The sequence below is a fragment of the Coprobacillus cateniformis genome, assembly GCF_009767585.1.
In the GTDB taxonomy this organism is placed as follows: Bacteria; Bacillota_I; Bacilli_A; order Erysipelotrichales; family Coprobacillaceae; genus Coprobacillus; species Coprobacillus cateniformis.
On sequence record NZ_WSNW01000001.1, the window covers coordinates 3,235,011 to 3,251,247 of the forward strand.

The window sequence follows — 16,237 nt, forward strand, 5'->3', positions numbered from 1 at the left end:
GACGTTTTACCCCCTAACATACGTTAGGCCTAAAGAAAAGGCCTTAGATATAAAGAAAAAAGTTCATGATATAGTAAAGAAAGATCATTATAAGTGAACAAAATAGTTTATAAATGAATGATATATTTTATTTGGAATGAATTCATATAGATATATAAGAAATTCATTAGTAAATAAGTATAATGAAATCACTTTATGGAAAAGATGTAAACATCCTTCGTGAGATTATGATTGATATGGAAATGAAATTATAAAAATTCCTAAGATATGTAAAATAGATAAGTCAGAATGTGAAGAGTAGATAATAGGAAATTGTTTATAATGGAATGAAATATGAATGATAAGTAAATGAGTTATTCACAAGAATATGAATAATTAATTAAGATTGAAAAATATAAATTATTCACATAGAAGATAAATATTTCTTCTTAATATAAAAGGGATAGGAGTTATAAAAACTCCTATCTTTTTTTGATAGCATAGTGGTCTTATAAATGATTATGTAATCAAAGAGTTAACTCATATGTTTAGTATGATTTTCATTATTGATTTTATAATTAAAAGCAAATATGTTTTATATGAAAGATTTATCAATTTTATTATATTTTGGTATGTCTAAGGGAAGTGGTTTCATATTTCTTTCTATTCAAGAAAGCGATTTTATGATAGAATAACAACAATAAGGTGGTGAGAAAATGTATATTGTCAAAGTATTGACTGAACATCCTGTTCATTCTTTAGATACAACTTTTGATTATTTAAGTGAAAGTTGTTTAAATAAAGGTGTACGTGTTTTGATTCCTTTTCATCATCGTAAGATTATTGGATATGTAGAGAATGTTGAAAAAACATCTTTAACGAAGGAAGAATTAGAACAAGAAGCTGGTTTTACATATCATTATATATTGGAAGTGATTGATGAAGAACCATTATTAAATCAGGAATTACAAGATTTGGCGAATACATTATCTCAAATGACACTATCTCCTCGTATTGCCTGTTTACAAGCTATGTTGCCAACACAATTAAAACCAAGTACAACACATGCGGTAGGAGTAAAATTAAAAACAATTATTGAAGTGTTAAATGATGGAACACCTCAAACTATTAAACAAAAAGAATGTTTGGAGTATTTAAAAGAAAATCCTCAATCACAAGCCAAAGATATTCCTTATACTAAAGGAGTTGTTGATAGATTAGTTGAACAAGGTTTTGTTCAATATGTTCAAGTGGAAGATTATCGTAATCCATTTTCAAAAGATATAATGGAAAACAAACGTGTTGAACTAACATCTGATCAACAGGCAATCGTTGATGGGATTATGCAAAAAACAGGGAGAGTTTCTTTGATTCATGGTGTGACTGGATCTGGAAAAACAGAAATTTATTTGGCATTGGCTGGATATATATTAGAGCAAGGGAAGACAGTTATGATGCTGGTGCCTGAAATTTCATTGACACCAATGATGGTAGAAGTGTTTAAACGACGTTTTAAAGAGGCTGTTGCTATTTTGCATTCACGCTTATCACAAGGTGAAAAATATGATGAGTATCGTCGCATTAAGCGTCAGGAAGTCAAAATTGTTGTAGGAGCACGATCAGCTGTTTTTGCACCGCTTGAAAATATTGGTTTGATTATTCTTGATGAAGAACATGATGCGAGTTATAAGCAAGAGTCAAAACCGCGCTATTTGACTTCTCAAATTGCCAAAATGCGTGCTTCATCACATCATGCTTCTGTTGTATTGGGGAGCGCAACACCTTCTTTAGAGAGTTATTCACGTGCAATGAAGGGCATTTATGATTTGTATACATTAGATAAAAGAATTAATCAGAAGCCTTTGCCAAAGGTTGAGATTGTTGATATGTTAGAAGAAATGCATCATCGAAATTATTCATTGTTCTCAAGAACGATGAAAGAACGCATTCAAATGACTCTTGATCGGCAGGAACAAGTTATTTTGCTTTTGAATAAACGTGGCTATGCCAGTTATGTTCAATGTCGAGACTGTGGAGAAGTGATAAAATGTCCCCATTGTGATGTATCTTTGACTTATCACAAGGATGAACATCGTTTAAAATGTCATTATTGTGAGTATCAGATTCCTTACCCTCAAGTTTGTCCTCATTGTGGTTCGAAGCACCTAAAAACGGTTGGATTTGGAACACAGAAAATTGAAGAGGAAATTGAAAGAATGTTTCATGGGGCTCGTGTTATTCGCTATGATGTGGATACAACACGTCAAAAAAATGGTCATTTGAAATTGTTAGAAAAATTCAAGAATAAAGAGGGAAATATTCTTTTAGGAACACAAATGATTGCGAAAGGTTTGGATTTTGAAGATGTGACATTTGTTGGTGTATTGAATGCTGATTTAAGCTTGAATATTCCCGACTTTCGGGCAAGTGAAAGAACCTTCCAGTTATTGTGTCAGGTGGCTGGAAGAAGCGGACGCGGTCAAAAACAAGGAACTGTTTTAATACAAACTTATAATCCTGAACATTATGCAATCACATCCGCTGCTCATCATGATTATCAATCATTTTATAAACAGGAAATGCTTTATCGTCAAAAGGCTAAGTATCCACCATATTGTCATATGGTCAGTTTAATTATTCAATCACGACAAGAAGGGCTGGTTCATCAAGCAGCAATAGAAATCAAAGGCTATTTAGATAAACATATTCAGCAAGCTGTATTATTAGGTCCAGCAAAAAGTGGCATCTTTAAAATGCAGGATATATATCGTGAGAGAATTCTCATAAAATTTATTCATAGTCAAGAAGTTTATCAGGCTTTAGAAACTATTAATGAATTCTATAATAAAAAACAAAAAGGAAAGGTAACTGTAGTATGTGATTTTAATCCATACTCACAAATATAGATTTATGGATAGACAATTTGCATTAGACATTTTATTAAAATATAAACAAGAGAAGAGTTATTTGAACTTATCTCTTCATGCCTGTTTTCAAAATCAACAGATTTCTAGAGAACAAAAAGATTTTATAACAAGAGTTGTGTATGGAACAGTTCAAAATATGCTTTATCTTGAATATTTATTAGAACCACATTTAAAAACAAGAGTGAAAGCTTATGAAAAAATGCTTTTATTAATGAGTTTATATCAGCATGAATTTATGGATAGTATTCCTGATTATGCAATTGTCAATGAAGCAGTTCGTTTGGCGAAAAAGAAAAAAGGAACAAAAACTGCCCAGTTTATCAATGCAGTTTTAAACCATGCTTTTCATCAGCATCGTTCCCTAGATGAACTTGATGATGAAAAAGAACGCTTATCAATTGAAACAAGTCATCCTTTATGGCTGGTAAAAATGCTTTCTAAGCAATATGGTGAAGAGGAAACAAGGAAAATTTGTTATGCTGATAATGAAGTTCCTTATAAAAGTGCCAGAGTGAATACTTTAAAAACAAAAAAGGAATCATTATTAAAAGATGACATGTGGAGTGAAGGTCAATTGAGTCCAGATTGTCTTTATTATCAACGTGGAAATATTGCGAATACAAAATATTACCAGGAAGGACTTGTTACCATTCAGGATGAATCTAGTCAAATGGTTGCAAGACTTTTAAATCCTCAACCTCATGAATATATTTTAGATATGTGTTGTGCCCCTGGAGGGAAAACATCACATCTTGCTGCTTTGATGAAAAATCAGGGAAGAATTGATGCTTATGATTTATATGAACATAAAATTCCTTTGGTTAAAGAACAAATGCAGCGTTTGGGAGTTGATATTGTTCATGTTCAAGCATATGATTCTACACATCTTATCGAATTATATCCAGCGGATACATTTGATAGAATTTTATTAGATGCGCCATGTAGTGGTTTGGGGGTATTGGCAAGAAAACCTGAAATAAAGTACCATGATTCTGATTCTATGGATGAAATTATTCAAATCCAACAAAAATTATTAGAAAATGCATATTTTTTATTGAAAAATGGTGGTAGAATTGTGTATAGTACTTGTACAATTAATAAAAAAGAAAACGGAAAGCAAATAGAAACCTTTATAAAAAATCATTCTGATATGAAAAAGATTGAAGAAACAACAATTTTACCATATCAATACCATAGTGATGGTTTCTATATGTGTTTATTAGAAAAGGAATGAAATAATGAAATCAATTTATGATTATACCCAAGAACAACTGATTGATGAATTTTTAGAATTAGGAGAAAAGAAGTTTAGAGCAACGCAAGTTTTTGAATGGCTGTATCTTAAAAATGTGAATTCATTTCATGAAATGAATAATATATCACAGGGTCTCAGACAAAAGCTTTCAGCACTATATTCAATAGGACCTCTTCAAATTAATGTTAAACAGGTATCTAAGGACGGAACAATAAAATATCTTTTTGAATTAGAAGATGGTGGTTTGATAGAAGCTGTTTTGATGGTTCATGATTATGGGAGAAGTTTGTGTATAACAAGTCAGCTTGGCTGTAATATGGCTTGTGAGTTTTGCGCGAGTGGATTATTAAAGAAGCAAAGAAACTTGACAGCAGGAGAGATGGTCAATCAAGTTTTAACTGTTATGCATGATACAGGAGAACGTGTATCTCATGTGGTTGTGATGGGAACAGGTGAACCTTTTGATAATTATGACAATATGATGAATTTCATACATATTATTAACCATCCCAAAGGTTTGGCAATTGGCGCTAGACATATAACGATTTCAACATGTGGTTTATGTGATAAGATTGAAATGTATGCTCACGAAGGGATTCAAAGTAATTTGGCAATTTCTCTACATGCTCCCAATGATGAAATTAGAAATCAGTTAATGCCAATTAATAAAAAGTATCCAATGGATAAGTTAAGAGAAACATTGGCATACTATATTCAAAAGACAAATCGTCGTGTGACATTAGAATATATTCTTTTAAAAGGCGTTAATGATGATATTACACATGCTAGACAATTGGCGCATTATGTAAAAGGATTGAATGCATATGTCAATTTGATTCCTTATAATGCTGTTGATGAACATGGTTATCAACAGTCACTACAAAAAGATGTTGAAGCTTTTAAGGCAGAACTTTTGAGGTTTCATATCAATGTAACGCAAAGAAAAGAGCATGGGCGTGATATTGATGGAGCGTGTGGACAATTACGAGCAAAGAAAGTAGGTGAGAAGTAGATGGAAGTCATTGCAATGAGTGATATTGGAAATGTGAGGACAGTTAATCAAGATTATGTGCGTTATTTCCAAAAAAATGACAATGAATGTTTGATTGTTCTCTGCGATGGTATGGGAGGACATAATGCGGGTGAAGTGGCATCTCAATTGACATGTGATGATATCATTGAACATTATCAAAATCATGGGGATTTTCATAATGAGGAAGATATTCGCATATGGATGATGGAGATGATTAATCATGCTCATGAATTGGTGAAGTCAAAAAGTCATATTTCTGATGATTTAGAAGGTATGGGGACTACAGTTGTTTTAGCACTATTAAAAGATGATTATATCTATATTTCTCATGTTGGAGACTCACGTGCTTATTTTTATGAAAATCATGAGTTAAAACAATTAACGAAGGATGATACATTGGTCAATGTGCTTGTAGATTCAGGAACAATTTCTAAGGATGAAGCTTTATATCATCCACAGAAAAATGTTTTGTTACAGGCTGTTGGGGTTAGTGATATTTTAAAGATTTCTTTTATGTTTCAAGAAATTGATAATGGTATTATTTTAGTATGTTCGGATGGATTGTATAATTCTTTGTTCGATTCACAATTAATAGATATTTTACAAAAAGAATTAAGTCTTGAAAAAATGGGGAAAGAATTAATGGAAAGTGCAAATACTTATGGTGGTAAAGATAACATTGGTTTTGCATTAATATCAAAAAAAGGAGTTGTCAACAATGAGTCATGTTAATAAAACAATTGCTGGGCGTTATGTCTTAAAGGACTTGATTGGTCAAGGTGGAATGGCTGATGTCTATTTGGCTGATGATAAGATTTTAAAAAGAACTGTTGCAGTTAAAATTATGCGTTCATCTTTAACAGGAGATCCTGTTTATGTCACACGTTTTCATCGTGAAGCAAGTGCAGCAGCTGCTTTATCACATAAAAATATCGTTGAAATTTATGATGTAGGTGATGAAGAAGACGATTATTATATTGTTATGGAATATGTCCCAGGACAAACTTTAAAAGAGTTGATTCGTAAACGTGGAGCTCTTCATTTTGTAGAAGCTGTTGACATTATGCGACAGGTTGTGAGTGCAACTGCTAAAGCTCATTCTATGGGGATAGTTCATAGAGATTTAAAACCACAAAATATTATGGTTACAGATAGTGGTGTTGTTAAGATAGGAGATTTTGGTATTGCTTCTATCCAATCTTTATCACAAGTCACTCAAACAGATACAATTATGGGGTCATTACATTATTTAGCGCCTGAAATAGCACGTGGTGAAAAAGCGACATCTCAAAGTGATATTTATGCATTGGGAATTGTTTTTTATGAATTATTAAGGGGAGAGGTACCTTTTAATGGTGAATCACCTGTTAATATTGCTTTAAAGCATATGCGTGATGATATTCCTTCAGTGAGAACTTTTAATCCTTCTATTCCTCAATCAGTTGAAAATATCATTATAAAAGCAACAGCGAAGAATATTCAAGATCGTTATCAATATGCTAATGATATGTTGGAAGACTTAATGACATGTTTAACACGTGATAATGAAGAAAAGCTTGTTTTTGATTATCACGATGGAGAAGAATCAGCAACAATTGTGGCTGAGGAAAAAGACTTCTTTACGCAAACGCAAATGCGTCCAACACCTATTGAAGAGGAAGTCGAAGAGGTTAAAAAAACAATAGATAAAAAGAAAATAGCAATTATAGGTGGCTGTGTCGCAGGTGCTTTACTCATTTTCTTGCTTATTTATTTTATTTTCTTAAAACCAGCAGATACGATTAAACTTAGAGATGTCAGAAATATGACTAAAGAAGAGGCTATTACAATTTTGACAGATGAAGGTTTTAAGGTTGATGATGTTGTGAAACAGGAAGTAAGTGATGATGTGGAAGAGGGACGAGTTATTACAACTGATCCAGCACCACTAACGGCAGTAAAAAAAGGAGATACAATTGTTTTAACGGTATCTTCAGGAACATATGTTGTGATTGAGGATTACACTGGTAAAGATTTTGAAACGGTTGCTAAGAATTTGGAAGAACTTGGCTTGAATGTTAAAAAAGAAGAGGAAATAAGTGATACAGTTGATAAGGGGAAAATCATCAGTCAGTCTCTTGATTCTGGAGAAAAATTGAAACCTGATGAAGCAAAATCAACGACTATTACTTTAACTGTTTCTAAAGGTTATGAATCAACTGTGCCAAATGTTTATGGTCAAGATATTACAACAGCAAAAGATATTCTTGAAAAAGCAGGATTTAAAGTCACTTTGAAAGTCCTGACACCACCAACAACAGCTGCTGAAATTCAAACAATGAAAATCAATGTGGTTCAAAGTCAATCAATTAAAGCTTTTACAGTGGTATATAAGAAAAATCAGGAGATTATATTAGAATATTATGATCATAAACCTGATTTACCTGCTGATAATCCAACAACTCCTGGGACTGATGAACCAAACAATTCAGGAAATGATAGTGGAACTACAACAAATCCAACAAATTAAAGAAAGAGGTGTGTAAATGCAAAGCGGAAGAATTATTAAAGCGTTATCTGGATTTTACTATGTAGAGAGTGAGGAAAAAATATATCAGTGTCGGGCAAGAGGAAAATTTAGAAAAAATGATCAAACGCCATTGGTAGGAGATTTTTGTGAATTCTCTATAGAAAATGAAGTGGAAGGGTATATTCTTAAACTTTTGCCACGAAAAAACGCATTAGTGAGACCTCCTATTTGTAATGTTGATCAGGCACTTTTGGTTTTTTCTGCTAAAGAGCCTGATTTAAACACGCTTTTATTAAATCGATTTTTAATACTTATTGAGCATCTTCATATTGAGCCACTAATTTGTATATCTAAAATGGATTTAGCTGTACAAAAAGATGTTCATCAACTCATGTTTCCATATGAAGCAGCTGGATATCGTGTTTATTATGTAAGTGCACAAGAAAACCAAGGGATAGAGGAGATTAAACACTTATTCAAGAAAAAAGTCACTGTTATCACTGGTCAAAGCGGAGTTGGCAAATCAAGCCTTCTTAATGCATTAGATATTCATTTGAATATTGAAACAAATGAGATTTCTAAAGCTTTGGGAAGAGGAAAGCATACAACACGTCATGTTGAACTGTTAAAGATGTATGATGGGTATGTTGCCGATACTCCTGGTTTTTCTTCATTAGAATTAACAATGGAACCAATTGAACTTGCTCATAGTTATCATGATTTTGAAGAGTTATCACAACTCTGTAAGTTTAGAGGATGTCTTCATGATAGTGAACCTTATTGTGCAGTTAAAGAGGCGGTCACTGATGAAAGGATATCCCAGGAAAGGTATGAAGATTATTTATCGTTCTTAAAAGAAACAAAAGCATTAAAGGAGAAGAAATATGGTTAAGGTTGCACCTTCAGTATTATCAGCAAATTTTGCTGAATTAAAGAAAGATTTGGATATGATAAAAGCATGTGGTGCTGATTGGATTCACTATGATGTTATGGATGGACATTTTGTTCCTAATATTTCATTTGGTTATAGTATTTTAAAAGATATATCAAAAGTAACTGATATGTATTTAGATGTCCATTTGATGATTAGTCATCCTATGAAGTATGTTGATGAATTTATTAAAGCTGGAGCTTCATTAATAACATTTCATGTTGAAGCAATGGCAAACGAAACATCAACAAGAGAGTTAATTCAACATATTCAAAATCAAGGAATTCATGTTGGTTTAAGCATTAAACCAACAACACAGGTTGATGAAATTGAAAAGTATTTAGATGATGTAGATTTGGTTTTGGTTATGAGTGTTGAACCTGGATTTGGAGGACAGTCTTTCCAACATCAAGCAATTGATAAAATTAGAAAATTACATTCTCTAAAAAATGGAAGACACTTTATTATTGAAGTTGATGGGGGAATCAATGCTGAGACAGGTCTTTTGTGTAAAGAAGCTGGTGTTGATGTGCTGGTTGCAGGAAGTTATGTTTTCCAAGCAGATAATTGTCAAAAGGCTATTGATTCTTTAAAATGAAAATAGGAATTTATTGTGGTGTAGATGTTGGAAATGTAAGGGATTTGACACTTGATTATATTGGTGTGGATCGAGGTGTCTCACATTTGTTGAAGCAAAATATTACACCTATTATTGCTTTAGGGGATATGGATTCTATTGAAGATATAACATTGTTAAATGGACTTGATGTTGATCAAGTATCAAGTATTAAAGATGATACTGATACTGCTTTGGCTATTAAATATGCGATTGCGAAGGGCTATGATGAGATTGATTTGTATGGTGTAACGCAAAGGCGTATGGATCATTTTCTTGCAGTTTTGTGTCTATTAGAACAATATCAAAATTATGCAATTACAATATATGATCAACAAAATAAAATCTTTGTTTTAAGACCAGGAATACATACAATACCAAAAGATGGTTATCATTACTTTTCATTGTTTGCCTTTAAAGAAAGTTTTATTACACTTAAGGAATGTCATTATCTTCTTAATCACTATCATTTAATTAGACATGATCCTTTATGTGTATCGAATCAAATGAATAATGATTATGCAATTGTTGAAAATACAGAATCTGTTTTATTTATTCAATCGCAATAAAGAAAGAAGGAAGAAATAATGTTTCAAATTGTAACGGATGGATCATGTGATTTAGAACAAGCTTTAGTTGAACAATATCAATTGCATGTTGTGCCATTTTATATTACTAAAGATGGGTTAACTCATCAAAAAGAAAAAGAAGATATTTCTGTTGAAGAATTTTATCAATTTATGGTTGATCACATAGATGTTTTTCCTAAAACATCTATGCCATCTGTTCAAGATTATATGAGAGTTTTTGAATCTATTCTAGAAAATAAAGAGGATATTTTATGTATCTGTATTACAACAAAGTTTTCAGGTTCATATAATAGTGCTTTGACAGCTAAACAAATGTTAGAAGCACATTATCCTTTACAACGTATAACAATTATTGATTCGACAGTCAATACTGTGCTTCAAGGATTGTTAGTCTTAGAAGCAGGAAAAATGCGTTTAAATGGCTATGAATATGCTGAAGTGATTGAAAAAATTGAGATGATTAAAGAAACAGGAAGAATCTTTTTTACAGTTGGCAATTTTGAATATTTGATTCATGGAGGACGTATTGGCAAAGTTGCTGGTGTTGCTGCTAAGACATTAGGGATTAAACCATTGATTGTTTTACGTGATGGGGAAATCTTTGCATCTGGTGTGACAAGAGGTAGGGAAAAGTCAAAACGTAAAGTCATTGAAAATGTCATTGATTATTTTCGAGAGAATCATTTAAACCCATATGATTATGCATTTTGTGTGGGTTATGGTTACGATAAAAAAGAAGGTGAAGTGTTTCAAAAACTTTTAGAGTCTTCTTTGAAAGAAAAGTTATCTGGTTTTAATGAACCTATATTCATTCAGCATATTGGAGCAACTATTGGAGTCCATACTGGACCATATCCTATAGGTGTTGGGTTGATTAAAAAATATAATAAATCATGAGAAACGTCTTGTTACGTTTCTTTTTTAGCTATGAATTGTTAATGTATAAATATAGTTAGTTGATTTAAAATGCTAAAAATAAAAAAGTTAAACTGACATCTTTGTGAATGTTGAAAGTGGAGAGTATTGATGTTTCACTATAAAAGAAGAATCTTAAAAGTCATCATATAAAATATATTTCGACAGGGAAAATATCATTTTCAAAATAAAACACAACTTATTATGCATAGGTTGTGTTTGTTTGTAATATTTATTTTGTTATGAGACAATCTGAACCTAAACCATAATGTAAAACATATTCTTCTAATGTCCAATTATTATCATGAATGATTTTAGCAATCTCTTTACCTACATAACGAAAATGCCATGGTTCATTGGTTGTTCCTGTCATCTTGGAATTGTGACTAGGATAACGTAAGATATAGCCATATCGATGTGCATTGGCAACAACCCATTTGTATTCTGGAGTATCACCAAAGAAACGCCATTCCCCATCAATAACACTTTGGCTTGTTAAATCGACACCAAGACCTAATTGGTGCTCACTTGACCCAGGGATGGCAACAAGGCTATCAGCAGTGACTTGATCATATTTTTGATGATATTCATCATAAATATCTTTTTGTTCTTGATAAGAACGATATGCACTTTTGATGGCAAGATGTAAATTTTCTTTAGAAGCATCTTGTGCCATAAGTTCGAGAGCTTCAGATGCCTCTTTTCTTAATTGTCTATTTGTACAATCCTGACTGAAAATAATATTTGGTGTGACGAGATCGTTAGGTATATAATCAGATGCAATTTGAAACCCTTTTTTAATGATAGTGGCAAGTGAATCAGGATTAATAATTTGATACGTTCTATTCACCTTGTTTTGAGAATTGATAAATGGATAAGAGATAGATAAAACAGCTTCAAGAGGTTGTTTTTGTGAATCTATATACGCTTTCAAATCAGTATAAATTACACCTGTTATATCAAGATATGATTTTGTTTGCTGATAGTTTAAATTCTGTTTTGTGATATATTCAAAATCACTTAATTGTGCTTTTTTCATCATCTGACATAACACATCATCTGAATAATTTAATTCTTTAAGTTTGTCATAGTATTTCTGATAGAATGTATCAATATATGCAATAACATCTTTCTTTGATAATTGGCTATGTAATTTTTGATAATAAGCATATTCTTGATAATGATTTTCATTTTCTAATTCATTCCAAGATTCTAAACTATTGATTTTATCATTGTTTAAAAAACTTTTGATTTCTTCGTCATCAAGTTTTAGAATCATATTTTGTTCTGTTAAACTATATCCTTTGAAAGCCAGTTGGATTCTTGTCCATTGGAAGAACATAAGAACTGTCAAGCATATAACAACAATAGGAATAATTAAAATACGTTTAGAAAAAGAGCGTTTTTGATTATAGTAAGAACGTTTGGGTGTTTTCATTAATGATATTTCCTTTCTTTATATAAACTTTTGGAAGACGTTGACCAATACGACTTAAAATCTCATTAGATATTGTATGTGCATTTTTAGCCAATTCTTCTATACCAATTGTTTGTTGATGATTATGACCAATAAAAGTGACAATATCATTGAGTTGTACATCTTTTAAAGAAGTCACATCAATCATTAATTGATCCATACATATTCTTCCCACAATTGGTATTTTTTTACCGCGAACCAAGACATCTTGATTTTGTGAAAGCTGACGAGGAAGTCCATCTGCATATCCTAGAGGAACAACTGCAATCAGACTGTCTTTTTCAAGTGTATATGTTCTCCCATAACCAAGTGAAGAGCCGGCGGGGTAATGATGCAGACAAGCAATATGTGATTGGATTGATAAAACTGGTTGTAAATTCAGATGGTTTTTCATATAGTCATCAGTACTAGATTGCACTCCGTACAAAGCAATTCCCATACGAGCATAATCGTAATGATAGTCAGGGTAATTTAAAAGACCATAACTGCTTTGGATGTGGACTTTGCCAACATCATAACCAAATTCCTGGAGTTGATGTATTGTTTGATTAAAGTTTAAGAACTGTTGCTTAGTAAAATGAATGTCCTCCATCTTTGAACTGTCAGCAACACATAAATGAGAGAATACACCCTCAACATGTAAGTAAGGTAATTCAAAAAGTCGTCGAATATGTGTTAAATCATGATAATCAGCACCTAGACGATGCATACCTGAATCAATTTTTATATGGATTTGTAAAGGCAGCTGCATAGCATTTAATTGTTGACCATAATCATAGTCAATAACTGTTTGAATTAAATGATATTTTAATAAGAGTGGTGCAAGATGTGGTGCAGTAAAACCAAGAATTAATATATCCCCATGAATATGATTTTGTCTTAATATCATAGCTTCATCAATGGTTGCGACTGCAAAACAATCAATTCCTAATTTTTCTAACTCTTGAGAAATTTTTATTGCTCCATGACCATAAGCATCTGCTTTAACAACAGCCATAATCTGTTTACGAGAACGTAGTAATTTTGATATTTCTTGAACATTGTTTTCTAAAGCATCTAAATTAATCTCAACCCAACTTCGATCTGTTTGGTACTTGAGTTTTTCCATGCTGAATCATTCCTTTCTTGATGAAGATAAAAATATATGAGCAGATTATTGATAAAAGTGTTACAATGCAAAAATGTATTAAATGATTATCAATAAAATAAGTTTCTAAATGTAAAATCTTTCCTAGCATTCTTGTGACAACAATCATCATAGGATGAATAATATAAATCATCAAAGATAAATCTTTACACCTTGGATAACGCTGACCTGTATAAGATATTATAATCATAAAAAGCAAATACATAGACATAGGTAAAAATATATTCATAGCATCATGTTTGGGTATATTATAACTATTTAAAATAATAGTTTCGCCAGCCATGAAAAGAAAACTAATACAGAGTGTAATATACCAATGATATCTGGAAATTCTGCGTTGGTGCTGAGCAATATAAGCTCCTAGCCATAAAAATATTGGAGCAAAGAATAGACCATTTCGTGTATATTCACAAAATTGAAAAATAGAATTATACAAGCTTTTGAGAATAGGAATTTGAATACTGAATCCATAATAAGAATCTCCGCCTAAACCAATAATATATAAAATGATGACAAAATATATAAAATGATGACAAGAATAAATCCAAGTTTTAAAGAACAGTACTTATATATTATATAAACCAAACTTATTCCGATAAGTGTTGCAGGAAGATACCACAAATGGTAGAATGTTCCATCCATAAAAATATCCTGAATCAGATTTGGAACTGATTGAATAAGAGTATTATTATAGATTTGAATAGGAATGTATATAAAGATGCATATCAGATAAATTATTCCCAGTTGATTAAGTGTCTTTTTTAATCTTTGTAGTGTAGGTTCTCCATGTTCAAACAGAAAGAAAGCAGTTGTCATAAAAAAGAAAGGGACAGCAATTCTGCCAATAATATGTGTTGTTATAAAATCAAGTGATGGACTGATTTGTAAAAATGGGTATGTATGAATGCCAATGACAAGGATTGAAGCAATAATACGCATAATATCAATCATTGGATAATTTCTCTTATGCATATGTCCTCCAAACAGTGACAATAAAGCCATCAATATTATTTCCTGAAATTTGATATACAGCATTGTCTGCTAAAGTGATTGTTGCTGTTTGGTTTAATATTGGTACATAAAATATAGAAAATAATCGATTTTGAAAATAGTAATTTAATGGTTTGTGTATAGAATAGTTCTTTATATCTTCAATATATTCCTCTAAACATAAATGTTTTTCCATCATAAACATGGAGTGGGGAATGCCAACATAACGGAAATGCCAAGGTTCATTTGCAATATGTGTCATTGCTTCTTTGTCCTCTTCATAGCGTTGAATAAAGCCATATTGATATGCTATGTTTCTAAAGTTTTGACAAACACCTACATGTGGAAACTCTGGGCGTATAAAATCAATATGATCTGAATTGAGTCCTAAATCTATAGCAAGGCCGGTTTGATGTTCACTATGTTGTGGTAAGGCAACATAGCGATTGGTAAATTCGATGCCATTGTTATATAGTGAATCTTTATATATAAGGGTTTGTTCTTCCTCTGTACGAAAACCGCTGACAAGAGATATTTGATGTGTTTGATTTATGTCTTGGAGAATATTTTTGAGTAAGTTATATGTTCTTTTTTCTAATGAAATGTTATCTTCTTTTAAAATAGGAAGATCAGGATTGTTATGGTATGGATACTGATAATTAATAAGAATTAAATTTCCTTTATGAATATCAGCTTTATTGAGAATAATTGTTTTCATGGTTTAACCCCATTTCAATAAGTTTATCTAAAATATTTTCAAAACTATATCCAATGCCTTGCAACATGCTTGGGAAACGACTGTGAGATGTGAAGCCAGGAATTGTATTCACTTCATTAAAGACAATCTCATTTTCTGGTGTTAAGAACATATCAACTCTTGCAAAAACTTGACATCCTAAAGCTTTATAGATCATTTGTGCTGTTTCCTGAATGCGTTTTTCAATTTGAGAATCTATACGAGCAGGCATATGAATCTGTGAAGATTTTAAAGTATATTTTTCAGTAAAATCAAAAAAACCTTGTGATAATTCAATTTCATCAACACGACCGAGAATGAGTTGATCAGTTCCCATGACTGCACATCCAACTTCAAATCCCTCAATATTTTCTTCAATAAGAATCTCATTATCATAAGTAAAAGCAAATTCAATAGCTTTTTCTATTTCATCAAGATGAGTGACTTTTGTAATCCCATATGATGATCCTGCTTTTACTGGCTTCACAAAGAGTGGCAAAGAGAGTTTGAGAAAATTGTTTTTTTGCAATTGATAATCTTGCATGGATGTTAGGACAAAAGATTTTGGCACACGAATGCCTGCATGATTGACAATTTGATGAGCACGTTCTTTATCCATACATAATGCTGAACTGGCTACAGAACAACCGATGAGGGGAATGCCAGATAATGCAATTAAACCTTGAACTGTTCCATCTTCACCATTTTTACCATGTAAAATTGGAAAAATCGCATCAATGTGAACAAGTATAAAGTGATCTGTTTTCATTTCTATAAGTGCATGTTTGGTTGGATCAGGTGAAATTGTGACTTCGTGAAGAGGATGCTGCCACCATGTGTCATTTTGAATATCTAAGATATCGCCATCAAAATGATACCACTTCCCATCTTTTGTAATGCCAATCATATAAATGTTATATTTATCATGATCTAGATGACAAAGAACTGAGTATGCTGATTCAAGTGATACGCTATATTCGCTTGAATGTCCTCCAAAAAGAATTGCAATTGTTTTTTTCATAATATAACCTCCATAATTTGAATGCAGATATATTCTAACAAACAAATAATAAGAATGTCTGAAAGTGTTCATAATATATTATGATGATTTGATTAAGAAAATCTTATGAAA

General features: G+C 31.7%; 15 protein-coding genes. 9 read left to right on the plus strand and 6 right to left on the minus strand.

Features of this window, described 5'->3' with window-relative positions; genetic code table 11:
* Nucleotides 1-695 precede the first annotated feature (695 nt).
* From priA to GQF29_RS16025, 9 genes are read left to right on the plus strand one after another with little or no spacing between them, the layout of a single operon-like run.
* Nucleotides 696-2,885, plus strand: coding sequence for a replication restart helicase PriA (gene priA, locus GQF29_RS15985; RefSeq protein WP_008789826.1), 2,190 nt, complete (start codon nt 696-698; stop codon nt 2,883-2,885).
* Between the two features lie 4 nt (nt 2,886-2,889).
* Nucleotides 2,890-4,140 carry a 16S rRNA (cytosine(967)-C(5))-methyltransferase RsmB gene (gene rsmB, locus GQF29_RS15990; protein ID WP_008789825.1) on the plus strand — a complete coding sequence of 417 codons (1,251 nt, stop codon included), beginning with the start codon at nt 2,890-2,892 and terminating at the stop codon, nt 4,138-4,140.
* Between the two features lie 4 nt (nt 4,141-4,144).
* Entirely contained in the window at nt 4,145-5,173 is a 1,029-nt protein-coding gene (gene rlmN, locus GQF29_RS15995) for a dual-specificity RNA methyltransferase RlmN (protein WP_008789824.1), read from the plus strand.
* A complete protein-coding gene (locus GQF29_RS16000; protein ID WP_008789823.1) occupies nt 5,174-5,926 on the plus strand; it encodes a Stp1/IreP family PP2C-type Ser/Thr phosphatase in 753 nt (250 codons plus the stop codon).
* The gene (gene pknB, locus GQF29_RS16005; RefSeq protein WP_008789822.1) at nt 5,913-7,703 is read left to right on the plus strand and encodes a Stk1 family PASTA domain-containing Ser/Thr kinase; all 1,791 of its coding nucleotides are present in this window, start codon (nt 5,913-5,915) and stop codon (nt 7,701-7,703) included. Before GQF29_RS16000 ends, pknB begins: the two co-directional genes overlap by 14 nt.
* Nucleotides 7,704-7,719: 16 nt before the next feature.
* Complete coding sequence (gene rsgA, locus GQF29_RS16010; RefSeq protein ID WP_008789821.1) at nt 7,720-8,595, plus strand: ribosome small subunit-dependent GTPase A; 876 nt, start codon at nt 7,720-7,722, stop codon at nt 8,593-8,595.
* Nucleotides 8,588-9,232 carry a ribulose-phosphate 3-epimerase gene (rpe, locus tag GQF29_RS16015; RefSeq protein WP_008789820.1) on the plus strand — a complete coding sequence of 215 codons (645 nt, stop codon included), beginning with the start codon at nt 8,588-8,590 and terminating at the stop codon, nt 9,230-9,232. Before rsgA ends, rpe begins: the two co-directional genes overlap by 8 nt.
* Nucleotides 9,229-9,819, plus strand: coding sequence for a thiamine diphosphokinase (locus tag GQF29_RS16020; RefSeq protein ID WP_008789819.1), 591 nt, complete (start codon nt 9,229-9,231; stop codon nt 9,817-9,819). The genes rpe and GQF29_RS16020 overlap by 4 nt, the downstream gene beginning before the upstream one ends.
* An 18-nt stretch (nt 9,820-9,837) precedes the next feature.
* Nucleotides 9,838-10,737, plus strand: a complete 900-nt coding sequence (locus GQF29_RS16025) for a DegV family protein (RefSeq protein ID WP_008789818.1) — start codon at nt 9,838-9,840, stop codon at nt 10,735-10,737.
* Nucleotides 10,738-10,987: 250 nt separating this feature from the next.
* On the opposite strand, the gene GQF29_RS16030 is transcribed toward GQF29_RS16025, so the two are convergent.
* From GQF29_RS16030 to vanG, 6 genes are read right to left on the minus strand one after another with little or no spacing between them, the layout of a single operon-like run.
* The gene (locus GQF29_RS16030; RefSeq protein ID WP_008789817.1) at nt 10,988-12,193 is read right to left on the minus strand and encodes a M15 family metallopeptidase; all 1,206 of its coding nucleotides are present in this window, start codon (nt 12,191-12,193) and stop codon (nt 10,988-10,990) included.
* Nucleotides 12,165-13,340 carry a serine racemase VanT catalytic subunit gene (gene vanT / locus GQF29_RS16035; RefSeq protein WP_008789816.1) on the minus strand — a complete coding sequence of 392 codons (1,176 nt, stop codon included), beginning with the start codon at nt 13,338-13,340 and terminating at the stop codon, nt 12,165-12,167. The genes GQF29_RS16030 and vanT overlap by 29 nt, the downstream gene beginning before the upstream one ends.
* Nucleotides 13,300-13,815, minus strand: coding sequence for an acyltransferase family protein (locus tag GQF29_RS19070; protein ID WP_008789815.1), 516 nt, complete (start codon nt 13,813-13,815; stop codon nt 13,300-13,302). Before GQF29_RS19070 ends, vanT begins: the two co-directional genes overlap by 41 nt.
* 50 nt (nt 13,816-13,865) lie before the next feature.
* Nucleotides 13,866-14,351: an acyltransferase family protein gene (locus tag GQF29_RS16040; protein WP_049939232.1), complete on the minus strand. Its 486-nt coding sequence runs from the start codon at nt 14,349-14,351 to the stop codon at nt 13,866-13,868.
* Nucleotides 14,344-15,087 (minus strand): M15 family metallopeptidase, encoded by a 744-nt coding sequence (locus tag GQF29_RS16045; RefSeq protein WP_008789814.1) that lies wholly within the window; start codon nt 15,085-15,087, stop codon nt 14,344-14,346. The genes GQF29_RS16040 and GQF29_RS16045 overlap by 8 nt, the downstream gene beginning before the upstream one ends.
* Nucleotides 15,065-16,129, minus strand: a complete 1,065-nt coding sequence (gene vanG, locus GQF29_RS16050) for a D-alanine--D-serine ligase VanG (RefSeq protein ID WP_029158175.1) — start codon at nt 16,127-16,129, stop codon at nt 15,065-15,067. Before vanG ends, GQF29_RS16045 begins: the two co-directional genes overlap by 23 nt.
* Nucleotides 16,130-16,237: the final 108 nt, after the last annotated feature.

Coding starts and splice junctions, on each gene's coding strand:
- priA (WP_008789826.1), top strand. CDS start 696: ATGTATATTGTCAAAGTATTGACTGAACATCCTGTTCATTCTTTAGAT.
- rsmB (WP_008789825.1), top strand. CDS start 2,890: ATGGATAGACAATTTGCATTAGACATTTTATTAAAATATAAACAAGAG.
- rlmN (WP_008789824.1), top strand. CDS start 4,145: ATGAAATCAATTTATGATTATACCCAAGAACAACTGATTGATGAATTT.
- GQF29_RS16000 (WP_008789823.1), top strand. CDS start 5,174: ATGGAAGTCATTGCAATGAGTGATATTGGAAATGTGAGGACAGTTAAT.
- pknB (WP_008789822.1), top strand. CDS start 5,913: ATGAGTCATGTTAATAAAACAATTGCTGGGCGTTATGTCTTAAAGGAC.
- rsgA (WP_008789821.1), top strand. CDS start 7,720: ATGCAAAGCGGAAGAATTATTAAAGCGTTATCTGGATTTTACTATGTA.
- rpe (WP_008789820.1), top strand. CDS start 8,588: ATGGTTAAGGTTGCACCTTCAGTATTATCAGCAAATTTTGCTGAATTA.
- GQF29_RS16020 (WP_008789819.1), top strand. CDS start 9,229: ATGAAAATAGGAATTTATTGTGGTGTAGATGTTGGAAATGTAAGGGAT.
- GQF29_RS16025 (WP_008789818.1), top strand. CDS start 9,838: ATGTTTCAAATTGTAACGGATGGATCATGTGATTTAGAACAAGCTTTA.
- GQF29_RS16030 (WP_008789817.1), bottom strand. CDS start 12,193: ATGAAAACACCCAAACGTTCTTACTATAATCAAAAACGCTCTTTTTCT.
- vanT (WP_008789816.1), bottom strand. CDS start 13,340: ATGGAAAAACTCAAGTACCAAACAGATCGAAGTTGGGTTGAGATTAAT.
- GQF29_RS16040 (WP_049939232.1), bottom strand. CDS start 14,351: ATGCATAAGAGAAATTATCCAATGATTGATATTATGCGTATTATTGCT.
- GQF29_RS16045 (WP_008789814.1), bottom strand. CDS start 15,087: ATGAAAACAATTATTCTCAATAAAGCTGATATTCATAAAGGAAATTTA.